Below are 17,232 nucleotides of genomic sequence, written 5' to 3' on the forward strand. Positions count from 1 at the left end.
CCCGGCCGGCGGCTCCGCCGCCCGGCCCGTGATCGGAAGTTCGCGGCGGCAGGCAACCCCCGCGCAGCGGTCACCGTCCTCCGGGAACGGGGAGGCCCCGGGCGCACCCGGGGTCCAGGAGCCGGACCGATGCAAGGAGGACCACCTTGATCAGTGTCCCGCGCATGGTGACCGCCACCGCGGCGGTACTCGTGCTGGCGGTGGGGACGCCGGGACCGGCGCACGCGCGATCCGACGACACCCGGGCGTCCGCGCCACCGGTCAGTGCCGGCACCCCGCTCCCGGCGGGCTGGCAGCTCTCCGGCGACGGCCCCCGCGAGCAGCTGGTGTGGCGCTCGAACGACCCGGTGCCGATGGGCGACGCGCGCGTCGGGTTCTACGCCGGGGAGCGGCTCCTGGGCCACCCGGTGGCGGACCCGGACGGCCGGACGTTCCGGCTGGACCTGGCCGGCGCGTCCGTCGGCTCACCGGCCGAACTGCGGGTCCTGGCCGGCGGGCGCCGGCTGGACGCCGCCGGTCCGGCCCACGGCCCGCGGCCGCTGCGGCCCGTCACACCGGCCCGGCCGCCGGCCCCGCTGCCGGCGAACGAGACCGACCCGGGAGTCCCCGGCCGGTACCGGACCGTCAGCGGTGAGTACGACCTGAAGTCCGTGCGGCTGCCGGGCTTCCCGGCACCGGTGGAGATGCGCGCCACCGTGGTGGGTCCGGCCGACGCCCCGGGCCGCCGCCCGCTCGCGCTGTTCCTGCACGGCCGCCACTACACCTGCTTCAACGACCGGGGCGACGAGGGCGGCGACTGGCCGTGCCGGACCGGTTCGCGGCCGGTGCCCAGCCACCGCGGCTATCTGCGCGACCAGGAACTCCTGGCCTCCCAGGGCTACGTCACGGTGTCCGTCTCCGCCAACGGCATCAACGGGCAGGACCACGCGGCGGAGGACGGCGGCGCGCAGGCCCGCTCCTCCCTGGTGCGGCGCCACCTCGCCCGCTGGGCGGACTGGAGCTCCGGCCGCGCCAAGGCGCCGGAGGCGGTGCGCGCGGTGTCGCGGGCGGACCTGTCCCGGGTCCTGCTGGTCGGCCACTCCCGGGGCGGGGAGGGCGTCAACCGGGCGGCGCTGGACAGCCTCTACCGGGCGCCCGCGGACCAGGACGGTTCCCGCGGGCCGGTGCGCTGGAAGATCCGCGGCACCGTCCTCATCGGCCCCACCATCTTCGGGCAGAACCCGGTCCCGGACGTGCCGTCGCTGACGATCCTGCCGGGCTGCGACGGCGACGTGTCGGACCTCCAGGGCCAGATCTACGTGGACGGCACCCGTGGTGTCGGCCGCGGCACCGCCCTGCACAGCGCCGTGTACATGGTCGGCGCCAACCACAACTACTTCAACAGCGAGTGGACCCCCGGACAGGCCGAGGCGCCGGCCGACGACGACTTCTGGTCCGGTGACACACCGGACCCGCTGTGCGCGGCCGGCAAGAAGAGCCGGCTGACCGCCACCCAGCAGCAGACCGCGGGCGCCACCTACGTCGCCGCGGCCGCGCGGCTGTTCGTCGCCGGTGACGACCGGGTCCGCCCGCTGCTGGACGGCTCCGGCCGCCGCGCCCCCTCCGCGGACCCCGCGCGGGTGCTCAGCCACGCGGTGGGCGCGAACCGCGGGCCCGCGTTCCTGCCGGACGACTCGGTCACCGTCACCGGCGGCCGGCTCTGCGCCCAGGTGCACCCCGAACCCGCGAAGTCCTGCCTGTCCGCGACCAAGGACGGGGTGTCCCCGCACTTCGCCGGCTGGGAGACGTCGCCGGAGCCGGGCCGCCACGCGGTCGCGATGCGCTGGTCGCAGCCCGGCTCGGCGGTGCGGATACGCCCCGCGCGGCCGGTGTCCGTGGCGGGCGCCGAGGCACTGACCCTGCGGGTGATCGTGCCGCCCAACACCACCGGAACCCAGCTCGACGTCGCGCTCGGCGACACCTCGGGCCGGCGTGCGACGCTCGGCCGGATCCGGGTCGACGGCCTGCCGGGCACCGACCGGACCGCCTCCGCCTGGGCCCGTGAGGTCCGGGTGCCGGTGTCCGCGGCCGTCCGCGCCGGGCTGGACCTCCGGCGGGTCGGGACCCTGGAGCTGACCCCGCGCAGCCGGTCCGGCAGGGCCTGGCTGATGGACGCGGCCGGCTGGCGCCCCGGCACCCCGGCGGTGCGGCCGGCCGTGCTTCCGCGGGTCGACATCGGCCGGCTGACGGTCGACGAGGGCGACTCCGGCTCCCGCACCCACCACGTCCCGGTGCGGGTCACCGGGCACGGCAAGGGCCAGGTCCGGCTGTTCGTCGCGGACCCGGACTCCGGACGGGTCACCTCCCGGACGGTGACCGTGGGCACGGGCAGCCGGGAGATCAAGGTGCCGGTCACCGCGCGGGGCAACACCCGCTACGGCTACGACGTCTCCCACGAGGTGTTCGTCAAGGCGGTCCGCGGCGCGGTCGTCGGTGCCCACCGCGGCGGTGTGACCGTGCGGAACGACGACCCGGTCCCCAGGATCACCGTCAAGCCGGTCAAGGACCAGGTCACCGAGGGCCAGAAGCTGACCTGGCGGATCACGCTCTCGGAGAAGGCCGACGCGGACCTGATGGCCGACATCGCCATCCTGCCGGTGACCCAGGGCGCGGAGCTGTCGGGCGAGGACGTCGACCGGAGCTGGCTGGAGGACATGTTCGGCGAGTCGGCGAGCCGCGGCGCCCCGCTGTCCCGGGTGACGGAGGAGCCGTACCTGGGGGCCGAGATCCCCGCCGGCAGGTCCGGCGCCGAGGTGACCGTGCCCACCGTCAGGGACCGGGTCGGCGAGCCGGTGGAGTCGGTCCGGATGCGCCTGATCACCTATGACGAGGAGGGGGAGCCGCAGGAGGGAGCGGTGTTCACCGGCCGGGTGCGGAACGTCTCCTGATCCTGCCGCCGACGCGCTCCCGGCCCCCGGCCCGCACGGCCGGGGGCCGGGAGCGCTTCCGGGCCGTCCACGCGTCGCCGCTTCCGGGCCGGCGGGTACCCCGGCACCCGGCCCCGGCACCGGTCCCGGCCCCGGCCGGTGCTCAGCGGACGGCGACGGCGAGATCCGTGACGTAGTGCTCGTCGATCCAGCCTTCCGGGAACAGCCCGGTGAGGCGGTCGCGCTCGGCGGCGAGGAAGTCGTCCGTGCCCGGCCGGCCGATCAGGAACAGCGAGTGCGTGGACAGCTTGGCCAGGTGGGTGGCGACCGGTACCCGGCGGGACCAGGCCAGCCGCCGCCGGGTGAACTCCAGCCCCGGCGCGGACCGCGCCCGCTCGTTGATGTACCAGCCGGGACCGAACCGCGCCTCGATGCGCGCCTGCTGGGCGGCGATCCACTCCACCGTGACGTCGGGGTCGTTGCACCAGACGGCGAGCGCGCCACCGGGGCGCAGCACCCGCAGCGCCTCCGGGACCGAGCGGGCGGCGTCGGTCCAGTGCCAGGACTGCGCGTAGGTGAGGAAGTCCAGCGAGGCACCGCGCAGCGGGAGCCGGTCGCCGTCCCCGCGCACCAGCGGCAGACCGGGGTTCCGGCGGCGGAACTCGGCGGCCATGCCCGCCCCGGGCTCCACCGCCAGCACGCGGGCGCCCCGCGCGGCGAGCTGGGCGGTGGCGATGCCGGTGCCGGCCCCGACGTCGGCGACCCGGGCGCCTGCGAGGGACCGTCCCGCCAGCTCTTCGACGGTGTCGAAGAGCCCGGACGGGTACGGCGGGCGGTGCGCGGCGTAGCGCGGGGCCGCGGAACCGAACGATCGGGCACGGGGTCCGGTGGTCATGTGCCCATCATGAACCGGTGCGGGCGCCGCGCGGCACCCCGCTCAGCGCCCGGCCGAACCGTTGCCCCGGGCTCCCGGCCTCCGGGTGCCTCTCCGGGAGGCGGAGTGCACGGCCCCCGGTGCCTCCCGCCGGCCGCGGGCGCCCCGCCGCCGCACCCCGCCGGCCGCAGGAGCCCCGCCACGCACCCCACCGGTCACCGGAGCCCCGCCCGCCCCGCGGGCCGCAGGCGCCGAGCCCCGCCGGACGGCAGGCGCCCCCGCCCCCGCCGGACCGCCTCGCCCGGCACCCGGTCGCCACCGGTCTGAGCTGCGGCGCGGAGGCCGGGCGAGAGACGATGGAAGCCGCGGCGGAAGGAGCGGCTGGATGGGCGAGACCGGTATGCCGGCCGGCCCTGGCCCGGCAGGCGGCACGGAGCAGGGCTCCTCCCCGCCGGGCGGGCTGCTGGACGTGCTGGGGGTGGCCGCGATCGTGCTCGACGTGGACGGGCGGATCGTCCTGTGGAGCCCCCAGGCGGAGCAGTTGTTCGGTTACAGCGCCGCCGAGGCGCTGGGCCAGTACGCGGCCCGGCTGATGGTGGACGACAGGCACCTCGCCATGGTGCTGAAGCTGTTCGAGAAGGTGATGCGGACCGGCGAGAGCTGGGCGGGCGCCTTCCCGGTGCGGCACAAGGACGGCGGCACCCGGCTGCTGGAGTTCCGCAACATGCGGTTGCAGGACGACCTCGGCGACCACTACGCCCTGGGACTCGCCTCCGACCAGGCGAAACTGCGCAGGGTGGAGCGCGACCTGGCGCTCTCCGTCCAACTGGTGCAGCAGTCCCCGATCGGCGTCGCGGTGCTGGACACCGAGCTGCGGTACGCCTCCGTCAACCCCGCGCTGGTCGAGCTGGACGGCCTCACCGCCGAGCAGCACCTGGGCCACCGGGTCGGTGAGGTGCTGCCGAGCGTGGACACCGTGGACATCGAGAGGATGATGCGGGAGGTGCTGGCCACCGGCGTGCCCGTGGTGGACCGCGAGATGGTGGGCCGGACACCCGCCGACCCCGACCACGACCACGCCTGGTCGGTGTCGCTGTACCGGCTGGAGTCGGCCGACGGCCGGGTCCTGGGCCTGGCCGCCTCCGTCATCGACGTCACCGACCGGCACCGCGCCGCCGCCCAGGCCGAGCAGGCACGCCACCGGCTGGCGGTGGTCGCCGACGCCTCGGTGCGCATCGGCACCACCCTGGACCTGGAGCAGACCGCCCACGAGCTGGCCGAGGTGGCCGTGCCGGAGCTGGCGGACGTGGCCGCCGTCGATGTGCTCGACGCCGTCCTGAACGGCAGGCCCAGCCGGGTGCCGGCCGACGGTCCGGCCACCTTCCGCGCCCTGGCGGTGGCCTCCGCCTACCCCACCGTCGCGGTGGAGGCGGCCGACCGGCCGGGGGAGCAGGCCCGCTACGCCGCGGACCGGCTCGTCACCCGGTGCGTCAACACCGGCCGGCCGGTCACGGTGCCCCGGGTCACCCGGGAGGACCTGACGGCCATCGCCCGCGACGGCGAGGCCGCCGCGCTGCTCGCCGAGGCCGGGGTGCACTCCTACCTGGCGGTGCCGCTGATCGCCCGCGGCGAGGTGCTCGGCGCGCTGGACCTGAAGCGCGCCCGCACCCCGCACCCGTTCAGCCCCGACGACGTGCTGCTCGCCTCCGAGCTGGCGGCCCGCGCCGCCGTCTGCATCGACAACGCCCGCTGGTACCGGCGGCAGCGCGACGTGGCCCTGACCCTCCAGCGCAGCATGCTGCCCCAGCCGCCGCCCAGCCAGCCGTGGCTGAAGGTCGCCTCCCGCTACCAGCCGGCCGGCGCGGGCAGCGAGGTCGGCGGCGACTGGTTCGACGTCATCCACCTGCACGACGAGGCGACCGCGCTGGTCGTCGGGGACGTCATGGGCAGCGGGATCAACGCGGCCACCACGATGGGACGGCTGCGCACCGCCACCCAGACCCTGACCAAGCTCGGACTCGATCCGGTCGACGTCCTCACCCACCTGGACGAGATCACCTCCGGTTTCGACCCGTACATCGCCACCTGCCTGTACGCCGTGTACGACCCGAAGCGCCGGCAGTGCCGGATGGCCACGGCCGGCCACCTGCCGCCGGTGGTCATCCGCGGCGACGGCACCCCGCGCCTGATCGACCTGCCCACCGGCGCGCCGCTGGGCGTCGGCGCCACGCCCTACCAGGCGGTCACCGTGCCCCTCGACCCCGGCGACCGGCTGGTGCTCTACACCGACGGGCTGGTCGAGAGCCGGCACGAGGACATCGACAGCCGGCTCGAGCTGCTGCTGTCGCTGCTGCACGTCCCGGACCCGTCCCTGGAGGCCACCTGCGACCGGCTGCTGCGGGCGCTGCGCCACCCGGAGGACCACGACGACGTGGCGCTGCTCATCGCGAGCCCCTGCTGAGCGCGGCCCGGTGACCGGCCGCGGCGGGCGGCCGGGGGGCGCCCGGCGGGGCGCCGCCGGACGAGCCGGGCGGCCGGGGCGCCGGGCCGGGCCCGACCGGCCCGGGTGACGGCGGGCACAGCTGCAGGGTCCCTGTCGAACAGGGGTCGATCACGAGATATCTTGATGTCGAGCAATGTTACAGACGTGGAGCGGAGCACCCGGTGACTGACTCGACCATCATCTACACCCACACTGACGAGGCCCCGGCCCTGGCGACGTACTCGTTCCTGCCCGTGGTCCAGGCGTACGCCTCGACGGCCGGGGTCACTGTGGAGACCCGTGACATCTCCCTCGCCGGGCGGATCATCGCCGGTTTCCCCGAGTACCTGGAGGAGGGCCGGCGCATCGACGACGCGCTGGCCGAGCTCGGTGAGCAGGCCAAGACCCCGGCGGCCAACATCATCAAGCTGCCCAACATCTCGGCGTCCATCCCGCAGCTGAAGGCCGCGATCGCCGAGCTGCAGCAGCAGGGCTACGCGCTGCCGGACTACCCGGACGACCCGAAGACCGACGAGGAGCGGGACATCCGCGCCCGTTACGACAAGGTCAAGGGCAGCGCCGTGAACCCGGTGCTGCGCGAGGGCAACTCCGACCGCCGCGCCCCCGCCTCGGTGAAGAACTACGCCAAGACGCACCCGCACCGCATGGGCGCGTGGACCTCCGACTCGAAGACGAACGTCGCCACCATGGGCGTCGACGACTTCCGCTCCACCGAGAAGTCCGCGGTCGTCGCCGCGGACGGCGCGCTGCGCATCGAGCTCAAGGGTGACGACGGCTCCACCACCGTGCTGCGCGAGTCGGTGCCGGTGCTCGCGGGCGAGGTCGTGGACGCGTCCGTGATGCGCGTGGCGGCGCTCCGTGAGTTCCTGACCCGGCAGGTCGCCCGCGCCAAGGCGGAGGGCGTGCTGTTCTCCGTGCACCTGAAGGCCACGATGATGAAGGTCTCCGACCCGATCATCTTCGGTCACGTGGTACGCGCCTTCTTCCCGAAGACGTTCGCCGAGTACGGCGAGGTGCTCGCCAAGGCCGGCCTGACCCCGAACGACGGTCTCGGCGGCATCTTCAAGGGCCTGGAGTCGCTGCCCGAGGGCGCCGCGATCAAGGCGTCCTTCGACGCCGAGCTCGCCGAGGGCCCCGAGCTGGCGATGGTCGACTCCGACCGCGGCATCACCAACCTGCACGTGCCCAGCGACGTCATCGTCGACGCCTCCATGCCGGCCATGATCCGTACCTCCGGCCACATGTGGGGCCCGGACGGCCAGGAGGCGGACACCCTCGCGGTGCTCCCCGACAGCAGCTACGCCGGCATCTACCAGGTCGTCATCGACGACTGCCGCGCCAACGGCGCCTTCGACCCGGCGACCATGGGTTCGGTGCCCAACGTCGGCCTGATGGCGCAGAAGGCCGAGGAGTACGGCAGCCACGACAAGACCTTCGAGATCGGGACCACCGGTACCGTGCGGGTCGTCGACGGCGCCGGGAACGTCGTGCTGGAGCAGGTGGTGAGCGCCGGCGACATCTTCCGCATGTGCCAGACCAAGGACGCGCCGATCAAGGACTGGGTGAAGCTCGCCGTCACCCGCGCCCGCGCGACCGGGGACCCGGCGGTGTTCTGGCTCGACGAGAACCGCGCCCACGACGCGAACCTCATCGAGAAGGTCAAGGCCTACCTGCCCGAGCACGACACCGAGGGCCTGCAGATCGAGATCAAGTCCCCGGTGGACGCGATCGCGTTCTCGCTCGACCGCATCCGCCAGGGCCTGAACGCCATCTCGGTCACCGGCAACGTCCTGCGTGACTACCTGACCGACCTGTTCCCGATCCTGGAGCTGGGCACCAGCGCCAAGATGCTGTCGGTCGTGCCGCTCATGAACGGCGGCGGCCTGTTCGAGACCGGTGCCGGCGGTTCCGCGCCCAAGCACGTCCAGCAGCTGGTCAAGGAGAACTACCTGCGCTGGGACAGCCTCGGCGAGTTCCTCGCCCTGGCGGTCAGCTTCGAGCACCTCGCGCAGACCACGGGCAACGCGCGCGCCCAGATCCTGGCCGACACCCTCGACCGTGCCACCGCGACGTTCCTCAACGAGGACAAGTCGCCGAGCCGCCGCCTCGGTGGCATCGACAACCGCGGCAGCCACTTCTACCTCGCCCTGTACTGGGCGCAGGAGCTGGCGAAGCAGACCGGGGACGCGCAGCTCGCCGAGGCGTTCGGGCCGCTGGCCAAGACGCTGACCGAGCAGGAGAAGACCATCGTCGACGAGCTGATCGCGGTGCAGGGTTCGCCGGCCGACATCGGCGGCTACTACCAGCCCGACCCGGCCAAGGCCGCGGCCGTCATGCGTCCGTCGGCGACGTTCAACCAGGCGATCGCGACCCTCGCCTGACGCCTTCCGCCCCACCCCGACCGCCCCGGCAGACCTCCGTCCGCCGGGGCGGTCCCCTTTCTCCGGCCGGCCTGGCCGCGGCGCCGGCCCGCCCCGCGCGCGGGCCCGGCCGGGCCCGCGCCGGGCCCGGGTGCAGCGCCGCCAGGTGGTCGGTCCGGGGTGACCGCGAGTCACGGCGGAGATCGGCGACAGACATCTGATATGGGTGTATTTCGCATGGTTTGTGACTCGGGTCGGGTGGCCCGCGGCGCACGCGCTCTGTCTCCTCCGAGTCGTCCCCGATCCACCGCCAGGCCTGTCCCCCCACTGGAGGTTTGAGTTGAAGCGCAGAAGTCTACGGACGCGTGGTGCGGTCATCGCCGGTGCCGGGGTGGTGGCGCTGACCACCGCCGCGCTCGCCCTGCCGAGCGCCACCGCCGCTCCCGGCGCCGCCCCCGAACCGATGACGGCCGTCGCGGCCGGGCAGCTGGCCACCACCATCAACTCCGATCTCGGTGCCGACATGGCCGGGTCCTACTACGACGCCGAGGGCCGGGCCCTGGTGGTCAACGTGATGAACGACGACGCCGCGGAGCGGGTCCGGGAGGCCGGCGGCCGGCCCAGGGTCGTCCGGCACTCGCTCGCCTCCCTCGACGAAGCCCGCGCGACCCTGAAGGACCAGGCCGCGATCCCGGGCACCGCCTGGGCGATGGACCCCAGGAGCAACCGGGTCGTCGTCACCGCCGACAGCACCGTCAAGGCCGCCGACATGACACGGCTCAACACGGTGGTGTCCTCGCTCGGCGGCCGCGCCGCGGTCCGCAAGACCACGGGCACGCTGCGTCCGCTGATCGCCGGCGGGGACGCCATCTGGGGCGACACGGCCCGCTGCTCGCTCGGCTTCAACGTGCTCCAGGACGGCGAACCGCACTTCCTGACGGCCGGTCACTGCACCAACCTGGTGCAGATCTGGTCCGACGTCCGCGGCGGCTCGGAGGTCGCCCGGACCGAGGCCGGCAGCTTCCCCGGTGACGACTACGGCCTCGCGGAGTACACCGCCGCCATCGACCACCCCAGCGCGGTCAACCTGTACGGCGGCGGCACCCAGGCGATCAGCCGGGCCGGTGAGGCGATCGTGGGCCAGCAGGTGCAGCGCAGCGGCAGCACCACCCAGGTGCACGGCGGCGTGGTCACCGCGCTGAACGCCACCGTCAACTACGAGGAGGGCACGGTGGAGGGCCTGATCCGGACCACCGTCTGCGCCGAGCCCGGGGACAGCGGCGGCCCGCTCTTCGCGGGTGACACCGGGCTGGGTCTGACCTCTGGCGGCAGCGGCGACTGCACCTCCGGCGGCGAGACCTTCTACCAGCCGCTCACCGAGGCCCTGCAGGCGACCGGTTCCGAGATCGGCTGAGCCGCAGCGCGGTGCCGTCCAATGGCGCGGCTCACCGCCACCGGACGCCCGCGGCACCGCGCCGCCCCCGCCCGGGGCCGCCCCCGCACCGGGTGCCCGCACCGGACCGGGACGCCTCCCCGGCCGCCGGCCCGGCCGACCTCACCGTCCGTCCGGCCGGCGGCCGGTTCCGCTCCGGGCCCGGGTGCCGCGGGCCGCCACCGGTGGCCCGCGCCGCGCCCGCCCGCCGCGCGGTCCGGCCGTCAGAGCTGGAGGCCGCCGAGCCTGCCCTCCAGCAGGACCAGCAGCTCGGACAGCTGCTCCGCGAGGTTTGTCCGGCGCCCCTCGTCCAGGCCCGCCAGCAGGCTGGACTCGTAACCCAGCTGACGCGGCAGCAGCCGGTCGATCAGTTCCCGCCCCGGGTCGGTCAGCGACAGGTGGGACACCCTGCGGTCCCGGGTGTCCGGGCGGCGCTCGACCAGGCCCCGGCCCTCCAGGGTGCGCAGCCGCTTGGTGACCGCCGCGCCCGAGGCGAAGGTCTCCCGGGCGAGCTGTCCCGGGGTCAGCTCGCGGCCGGTGCGCCGCAGGGTCCCGAGGATGTCGAACTCCGGCCGGGTCAGCCCCTCCTGCACCAAGGGGGCGTCGGCGGCCTGCTGGAGGAGCGCGGCGCAGCGGTTGAGCCGGCCGATGACCCCCATCGGCTCGGTGTCCAGTCCGGGATGGACCTGCTGCCACTGCCGCAGTACGCGGGCGACGATGTCCTCGGCCACCTGGGTCTCCTCTCGCCGATGTCCCGGCCCGGGCTCAGCCCAATTCTGCCGTCCACCGGCCGCCGGGCCGCCGCCGGACCAGCTCGGCGAGCAGCCGGTGGCCCTCCCGCTCGGCGGTGGCCGCCCGTTCCTGTGTACCCGCAGGTTGCCACCACTCACCGGAGGCCACCTCGACCGCCTCCCGCAACTCCACCAGCGCCGCCCGCAACCGGTCGCGCACCGGGTCCCCGGAGGTCGCCGGACCCGCCGCCGGGGTGGGGAGCGTGGCGGTGGCCGCGCCCGGGCCGGCGGCCGGTCGGGTGTGCGGGCCGGCGCCCGCGGGGCGGGACCGACGGCCGTCCGGGCCGTCGGGGCCGTGCCGGGTGGCCAGGGACCGCCGGGCCTCGGCCATCGCCCGGTCCGCCTGCCGCAGGGCGGTGCCGACGCGGTCGGTGGCCCGCCGGTTGGTGACCGCGCAGCAGACCAGCATCCCCAGGCCGGCGCCGACCAGGGTGTCGATCCAGCGGGCGCCGATCAGCTCGCCGGCCGGCCGGCTGCCGGCGAACTCGGTGAGCAGCAGCGCCATCGGGGTGACGCACACGCTGCCTAGCCAGTAGTTGCGGCCGATCAGCGCCTCGGCGCCGATCTGGAACGCCAGCGCGAGCAGCACCATCGCGAGATGACCGGTGCGGATCACCGGCAGCAGCGCGGTGAAGAGCACCAGCCCCAGCAGGTTGCCGAGGGTGCGCTGGACGGCCCGCTGCCAGGAGAGGCTGGTGTTGGCCTGGTGGATCGACGCCGCGGTGACCACCGCCCAGTACGGGCGTCCGACCCCGGCCGCGAGCGAGACCCAGCCCGCCAGGGCGCAGCTCGCCGCCACCCGCGCCGCGACCGGCAGCAGGGGCGAACCGGGGCCCAGCGAGCGGAGCAGCCGGCGGCTCCCGGCCGGTCGCCGCGGGCCGGCGGCGGGCCGGCCGCCTCCGGCCCGCTCGATCGCGATCCCGGCGAGTTCCGCGGCCTGCGCGTCGGTGACCGGGGTCCGCGGCAGCGGCCTGCCCGTGCGCAGGTCCCGGGCCCACCCGGCGTACCGCAGGGCCTCCGCGGCCGGGTCGGCGGCCTCCCCGGCCAGCGCGGACTCCGCCCGGACCAGCAGCCGTTCCAGCCCCGCGCGGTGGTCCGCGGCGGTGCGCCGCCCGGGGGCCCGCCGGGCGGCCGGCCGCAGGGTGTGCCAGGCGGCGTTCACGGCGGCGGCGGTGGCGTGCCGGGCCCGCGGCAGGTCGGCCGGGGCCGCGCGCAGCAGCCCGGCCGCCGCCTCCAGCGCCCGGGCCGTGGCGATGCGCTCCGGGCCGTGCGGGCGCACCACCGCCGGGGCCATGCAGACCAGCCAGGCCAGCGCGCCGCAGGCCGACGCGAGCAGCAGATGGCCGGGCACCTCCGGCAGGCGCTGGGGGACGAAGCAGGCGGACGCGGCGATGAAGGTGAGGATCAGGCCGCCCGGCGGGCCGATCCGGGTCGCGTCGCACACCGCCTTGTGCACCGCGGCCAGCAGGGCGGCGAGCAGCACCAGGACGGGGGCGGAGCCGGTGGTGGCGGTGGCCGTCAGCGCCACTCCGAGGCCGGCGACCATGCCGAGCACCACCCACAGCAGGGCGCGGGCACGGGCGGCGTACGGCAGCCCGTGCCCGTAGAGCGCGCACATCGCCCCGGCGGAGGTGTACAGGGCCAGGTCCAGGCGGTCCAGGGCGAGCAGGGTGACGTGCGGGACGGCGAGGGCTGCCGCCGCGCTGAGGGCGGGCTTGTGCCAGCCGTCCACGGCCCGGGTGAGTCGCACGGTGCCGCGGAGCCCGGGCAGCCGGAGGGGTCCGCCCGGCCGCCCGGAGGTGTCCTGGGGCTTGTTCGGCATGCCAGAAGATTAACAGGTGTTTTACTCGTAAAGGATTGGTCGGAGTGCCAGGAGTGCCACCTACCGCTCCCGCGGTCACTCCCCGAGGAGCTCCAGCAGACGGTCCAGGAACACCCGCTGTCCGGCCACGATCCGCTCCCGGGCGTCCCCGGGCCGCCACCAGGCGACCCGGTCCACCTCCGGGAAGCTCTCCTGCCGCCCCGACCTCGGGGGCCACTCCATCGTGAACGTGCCGGGCACCACCGCCCCGGGGTCCAGGTCACCCTCGACCGCCCAGGCGGTCACCCGCTTGCCCCCGGACTGCCGTACCGAGCCCAGCGGGAGCAGCGGTCCCGGAGGCGGCGGCAGGCCCAGTTCCTCCGTGAACTCCCGCCGGGCGGCGGCCTGCGGGTCCTCCTCGCCCGGCTGGTACTCGCCCTTCGGGATCGTCCAGGCCCGGGCGTCCTTCCGGGACCAGAAGGGGCCGCCCATGTGCCCCAGCAGGACCTCGGGGCCGGTGCCGTCCCCGTGCCGGAAGACCAGCAGCCCGGCGCTGTGCTTGCCCGTCACAGGGCCGAGTGTGCCGCGCGTCGGACGCCGCCGCACCGGCGAGGGGTTTTCTGCCGGTCCGGGGTGGATACTGGTGGTGAGTCGTGGAAGCAGTCCGGGCGTCGGGGCCAGCCGGGAAACGAGGCGAAGCAAGGCAAGGACAGTGCCATGAGCGAAATGGGCGACGAGGTCTACCAGCCGGACGGCTCCGAGGTGCAGGACGACGCAGGACTCCTGGAACCGGAGGACACCCTCGTCGACCGGGGCCTGGAATCCGCCTTCGACGAGGGGTATTCACCCCCCGAGCGCCCGCTGGCGGTGGAGAGCTGGGGCACGACGGCGTCCGAGCAGCACACCGGGCGGTCCCTGGAGCGGCGGCTGGCCGACGAGCTCCCGGAAGTCCGGCCACCGGAGGGCGACGGTATCGGCGACCAGCCGTACGGCGACGGCGAGCCGCTGGACGGCGAGGTCGGCGCGGCGCGGGCCGGACGCCTGGTCGCCCCCGACGAAGGCGCGCACAGCGACACCGAGAAGGACCTGATCGGCCGCGACGTGGGCATCGACGGCGCCGCCGCCTCGGCCGAGGAGGCCGCCGTGCACATCGTGCCCGAGGCCGAGCTGGGCTGACGGGCACCCGGAGCGGACCCCTCAGACCTTCCGGTAGCCGTACGCCGCCTCGGCCGCCTCCACCACCGCCTCCAGGCCGGCGCCGGTGGAGGCGGTGACCACCGCGGCCACCGCGCCCTCCAGGAACGGCGCGTCCACCAGCCGGGCGCCCGGAGGCAGTTCGTCCCCCTCGGCCAGCAGCGTCTTCACGGTCAGCACCGCGCTGCCCAGGTCGGTGAGGAGCGCCACGCCGGCGCCGCGGTCGACACCGCGCGCCGCCTCGGCCACCCGTTCCGCACTGGTGCCCACCCCGCCGTCGGCGGTCCCGCCCGCCGCGGCCACCGGGAGGTCCGCCGGCGCGCCCGCGAGGCCGGCCGCCAGCGCGGCGACGGACTCCGCCACCGCCGCACTGTGCGAGACCAGCACCACGCCCACCCGCCGCTCTCCCGTGCCCGCTCCACTCATCACGCGCCTCCGTCCGGTGTCACCGGTGCCCGCCCGGTGCGTCCCGCGGCTCTGCCGAACCGCCCGGTCGCACCGCGGCACCGCCCGTTGTCACGCCGCGGTCTCCGCCAGGGCCGCGATCAGCAGGGCCGAGGAGGCGGCACCGGGGTCCTGGTGCCCGATGCTGCGCTCGCCCAGGTAGCTGGCCCGTCCCTTCCGCGCCTGGAGCGGCACGGTCCCCAGCGCGCCCCGCTCGGCCGCCTCCCGTGCCGCGGCGGGCGAGTCGCCCAGTGCCTCCACCGCCGGGACCAGCGCGTCCAGCATCGTCTTGTCACCCACCGCGGCCCCGCCCAGCTGGGCCACCGCGGCCACTCCGGCGCGCAGTGCGTCCTGCAGCTCCCCGGTGCCGACCCGCTCCGCGTCGCCCAGCGCCTTCCCGGCGCGCCGCAGCAGCGTGCCGTACAGCGGACCGGAGGCGCCGCCCACCGTGGAGATCAGCTGGCGCCCGGCCAGCACGAGCACGCCGCCCGGTGTGTCCGGCGGCCCCTGGTCCAGGGCCGCGCGCACCGCCCGGAAGCCGCGCTGCAGGTTGCTGCCGTGGTCGGCGTCGCCGATCGGGGAGTCCAGCTCGGTGAGGTGGCCGGCCTCCAGCTCCACCACGTCCGCGGTCCGGATGAGCCAGCGCCGGACGAAGGCGGCGTCGTAGCCCGGCTCCCCGGCGTCGTCACTGTCGGTCACGAATCCTCCTGTCCTGGCGGTGGCGCGGCCCGGCACCGGATCAGCATCCCCAGCGCAGCCCCGGGGTCGCCACCGGGGCGTCCCACAACCGCACCAGCTCCTCGTCCGCCTCGCACACGGTGACCGACGCGCCGGCCATGTCCAGCGAGGTGACGTAGTTGCCGACGAGGGTGCGCACCACCGGCACCCCGCGCTCCCCGAGCACCCGGTGGACCTCCGCGCCGAAGCCGTACAGCTCCAGCAGCGGGGTGGCGCCCATGCCGTTGACCAGCAGCAGCACCGGACTGTCCGGCCGCAGGTCGTCCAGCACCGCGTCCACCGCGACATCGGCGATCTCGCCCGAGGTCATCATCGGCCGGCGCTCCCGGCCGGGCTCGCCGTGGATGCCGATGCCCAGCTCCAGCTCGCCGGGCGGCAGGTCGAAGGTGGGCCCGCCCTTGGCCGGGGTGGTGCAGGCGCTCAGTGCCACCCCGAAGCTCCGGGAAGACTCGTTCACCTGCCGTGCCAGGGCCGCCACCCGGTCCAGCGGCGCGCCCTCCTCGGCCGCGGCGCCCGCGATCTTCTCCACGAACAGCGTGCCGCCGGTGCCGCGCCGGCCCGCCGTGTACAGGCTGTCGGTCACCGCCACATCGTCGTTGACCAGCACCTTGGCGATCTGGACCCCCTCGTCCTCGGCCAGTTCGGCGGCCATGTCGAAGTTGAGCACGTCACCGGTGTAGTTCTTCACGACGAACAGCACGCCCTGGCCGCTGTCCACCGCGGCCGCCGCCCGGGCCATCTGGTCCGGTACCGGTGAGGTGAACACCTCACCCGGACACGCGGCGTCCAGCATGCCGCGGCCCACGAACCCGCCGTGCAGCGGCTCGTGCCCCGAGCCGCCGCCGGAGACCAGCCCGACCTTCCCGGCGACCGGCGCGTCCCGCCGGACCACCACCCGGTTCTCGACGTCCACGGTCAGCTCCGGGTGGGCCGCGGCCATGCCCCGCAGGGCGTCGGCGACGACCTTCTCCGGCACGTTGATCAGCATCCTCATGACTACCTCCTGGCCGCCGGTCGTGTGTCCTGCGGGTGGCGGGCGAAGCGGCCCCCTTCCGGCAGTATCGGCGCTCCGGGGGCGGCGGTCACGTGCAGCGACGCTCCCGGGTGCCCCGCGGCCCGGCCGCGGGCCGTCGACCGGGTGCCCGGGTCCGCCCCGCCGAGGCCGCCGACCGGATCGCCGCGGCCGCTCGCCGGCGGCCCGGCGCGGGCCGGGCGCGCGCCGCCGGTTCCGGTGTGCGGCCCGCCGACCGCTGTCCGCCATTCGCCTGCCGCCTGCTGTCCGCCGCCTGCTGTCTGCCCCGCTGTCCGCCGCCCGCTGTCCGCCGCCCGTCGCTGGCTGTCGGTCGTCCGCGCCCGCCGCCCGCACGCCCGCCGTCTGCTGTCCGCCCCGCTGTCCGCCGTCGGCCCCGCCGTCCGCCGCCGGTCCTGTCCGCCGTCCGCCGTCCGCCTCGCCGTCCGTCGCCTGCCGTCCGCCGCACGTCCGCCGGCCGCCCGGCCCCGCCCCACCGCCCGACACCCGCCGTCGGTCGTCCGCGCCCGCCGGGCGGCCCGGCGGCCGGCGCGCGGCCGGATGCGCCCAGGAGGATCATTCACGACAGAAGATGTCGGGTATCCCGCCGAGGATGGCGCCATGACGACCCATTGGAACGACTTCCGCACCGCCGAACCCGCGCTCGCCCGCACCGTCGAGGAGCGCTTCGCCCGGTACCGCCACCACGTCCTCGCCACGCTCCGGTCGGACGGCTCACCCCGCGTCACCGGCATCGAGGCGGACTTCCGCGACGGGGAGCTGTGGCTGGGCATGATGCCGGGCTCCCGCAAGGCACGGGACCTGCACCGCGACCCCCGGTTCGCGCTCCAGGCCAACCCCGGGCCGGACGAGGGGATGGACGGCGGTGACGTGCGGGTGAGCGGGCGAGCCGTGGAGGTGACCGACCCGGCCGCGGTCACCCGGTACGCCGGGGAGATCGGGCAGCCGGAGCCGTTCCACCTCTTCCGCGTCGAGGTCACGGAGGTGGTGCGGACCACCGTGGACGACCCCGATCTGGTGATCCAGGCATGGCGGCCGGGCGGGCCGGTGCGCACCGTGCGGCGCGGCACCGACGACAGCGCGCCGCGCGTGGTCGGCTGACCACGCCCGGCGCCCCGGCCGGCGGCGGCCCACCGTGCGGCCCCCGGGCGCGCTCCGG

At 75.6% G+C, this 17,232-nt stretch carries 13 protein-coding genes; 6 read left to right on the forward strand and 7 right to left on the reverse strand.

Going from position 1 to position 17,232, the window contains the following annotated elements; all coding sequences use genetic code 11:
• The first annotated feature begins 146 nt into the window (after positions 1 to 146).
• Positions 147 to 2,927 (forward strand): hypothetical protein, encoded by a 2,781-nt coding sequence (locus tag ACH4B3_RS29845; protein ID WP_398468080.1) that lies wholly within the window; start codon positions 147 to 149, stop codon positions 2,925 to 2,927.
• Between the two features lie 142 nt (positions 2,928 to 3,069).
• Here ACH4B3_RS29845 and ACH4B3_RS29850 read toward each other — a convergent pair whose 3' ends face one another.
• A complete protein-coding gene (locus ACH4B3_RS29850) occupies positions 3,070 to 3,801 on the reverse strand; it encodes a class I SAM-dependent methyltransferase (protein WP_398468082.1) in 732 nt (243 codons plus the stop codon).
• A gap of 364 nt (positions 3,802 to 4,165) precedes the next feature.
• On the opposite strand from ACH4B3_RS29850, the gene ACH4B3_RS29855 reads away from it, so the two are divergent.
• From ACH4B3_RS29855 to ACH4B3_RS29865, 3 genes are all read left to right on the forward strand, one after another.
• Entirely contained in the window at positions 4,166 to 6,241 is a 2,076-nt protein-coding gene (locus tag ACH4B3_RS29855; RefSeq protein ID WP_398468084.1) for a SpoIIE family protein phosphatase, read from the forward strand.
• 203 nt (positions 6,242 to 6,444) lie between these two features.
• Positions 6,445 to 8,664 carry an NADP-dependent isocitrate dehydrogenase gene (locus ACH4B3_RS29860; RefSeq protein ID WP_398468086.1) on the forward strand — a complete coding sequence of 740 codons (2,220 nt, stop codon included), beginning with the start codon at positions 6,445 to 6,447 and terminating at the stop codon, positions 8,662 to 8,664.
• A gap of 400 nt (positions 8,665 to 9,064) precedes the next feature.
• Positions 9,065 to 10,057: a S1 family peptidase gene (locus ACH4B3_RS29865; RefSeq protein ID WP_398468194.1), complete on the forward strand. Its 993-nt coding sequence runs from the start codon at positions 9,065 to 9,067 to the stop codon at positions 10,055 to 10,057.
• Positions 10,058 to 10,299: 242 nt separating this feature from the next.
• Here ACH4B3_RS29865 and ACH4B3_RS29870 read toward each other — a convergent pair whose 3' ends face one another.
• The 3 genes from ACH4B3_RS29870 to ACH4B3_RS29880 all read right to left on the reverse strand — a co-directional run bounded on the left by ACH4B3_RS29870 (position 10,300) and on the right by ACH4B3_RS29880 (position 13,237).
• Complete coding sequence (locus ACH4B3_RS29870) at positions 10,300 to 10,806, reverse strand: MarR family winged helix-turn-helix transcriptional regulator (protein ID WP_398468087.1); 507 nt, start codon at positions 10,804 to 10,806, stop codon at positions 10,300 to 10,302.
• Positions 10,807 to 10,840: 34 nt separating this feature from the next.
• Positions 10,841 to 12,688, reverse strand: a complete 1,848-nt coding sequence (locus ACH4B3_RS29875) for an FUSC family protein (RefSeq protein WP_398468089.1) — start codon at positions 12,686 to 12,688, stop codon at positions 10,841 to 10,843.
• 75 nt (positions 12,689 to 12,763) lie between these two features.
• Positions 12,764 to 13,237, reverse strand: a complete 474-nt coding sequence (locus ACH4B3_RS29880) for an NUDIX domain-containing protein (protein WP_398468091.1) — start codon at positions 13,235 to 13,237, stop codon at positions 12,764 to 12,766.
• A gap of 147 nt (positions 13,238 to 13,384) precedes the next feature.
• Between ACH4B3_RS29880 and ACH4B3_RS29885 the strand changes: the two genes are divergently transcribed.
• Positions 13,385 to 13,843, forward strand: a complete 459-nt coding sequence (locus ACH4B3_RS29885; RefSeq protein WP_398468092.1) for a DUF5709 domain-containing protein — start codon at positions 13,385 to 13,387, stop codon at positions 13,841 to 13,843.
• Between the two features lie 21 nt (positions 13,844 to 13,864).
• On the opposite strand, the gene ACH4B3_RS29890 is transcribed toward ACH4B3_RS29885, so the two are convergent.
• The 3 genes from ACH4B3_RS29890 to dhaK form a co-directional block, all read right to left on the reverse strand.
• Positions 13,865 to 14,287, reverse strand: coding sequence for a PTS-dependent dihydroxyacetone kinase phosphotransferase subunit DhaM (locus ACH4B3_RS29890; RefSeq protein WP_398468093.1), 423 nt, complete (start codon positions 14,285 to 14,287; stop codon positions 13,865 to 13,867).
• Positions 14,288 to 14,377: 90 nt separating this feature from the next.
• Positions 14,378 to 15,004: a dihydroxyacetone kinase subunit DhaL gene (dhaL, locus tag ACH4B3_RS29895; protein ID WP_398468095.1), complete on the reverse strand. Its 627-nt coding sequence runs from the start codon at positions 15,002 to 15,004 to the stop codon at positions 14,378 to 14,380.
• A gap of 40 nt (positions 15,005 to 15,044) precedes the next feature.
• Positions 15,045 to 16,037, reverse strand: coding sequence for a dihydroxyacetone kinase subunit DhaK (gene dhaK, locus ACH4B3_RS29900; protein ID WP_398468097.1), 993 nt, complete (start codon positions 16,035 to 16,037; stop codon positions 15,045 to 15,047).
• 636 nt (positions 16,038 to 16,673) lie between these two features.
• Between dhaK and ACH4B3_RS29905 the strand changes: the two genes are divergently transcribed.
• Positions 16,674 to 17,174, forward strand: coding sequence for a pyridoxamine 5'-phosphate oxidase family protein (locus ACH4B3_RS29905; protein WP_398468099.1), 501 nt, complete (start codon positions 16,674 to 16,676; stop codon positions 17,172 to 17,174).
• The last annotated feature ends 58 nt before the right edge of the window (positions 17,175 to 17,232 follow it).

Origin of the sequence: Streptomyces sp. NPDC018031, from assembly GCF_044327625.1 — a bacterium.
Lineage (GTDB): Bacteria > Actinomycetota > Actinomycetes > Streptomycetales > Streptomycetaceae > Streptomyces.

Coding starts and splice junctions, on each gene's coding strand:
- ACH4B3_RS29850 (WP_398468082.1), bottom strand. CDS start 3,801: ATGACCACCGGACCCCGTGCCCGATCGTTCGGTTCCGCGGCCCCGCGC.
- ACH4B3_RS29855 (WP_398468084.1), top strand. CDS start 4,166: ATGGGCGAGACCGGTATGCCGGCCGGCCCTGGCCCGGCAGGCGGCACG.
- ACH4B3_RS29875 (WP_398468089.1), bottom strand. CDS start 12,688: ATGCCGAACAAGCCCCAGGACACCTCCGGGCGGCCGGGCGGACCCCTC.
- ACH4B3_RS29885 (WP_398468092.1), top strand. CDS start 13,385: ATGAGCGAAATGGGCGACGAGGTCTACCAGCCGGACGGCTCCGAGGTG.
- ACH4B3_RS29890 (WP_398468093.1), bottom strand. CDS start 14,287: ATGAGTGGAGCGGGCACGGGAGAGCGGCGGGTGGGCGTGGTGCTGGTC.
- dhaK (WP_398468097.1), bottom strand. CDS start 16,037: ATGAGGATGCTGATCAACGTGCCGGAGAAGGTCGTCGCCGACGCCCTG.
- ACH4B3_RS29905 (WP_398468099.1), top strand. CDS start 16,674: ATGACGACCCATTGGAACGACTTCCGCACCGCCGAACCCGCGCTCGCC.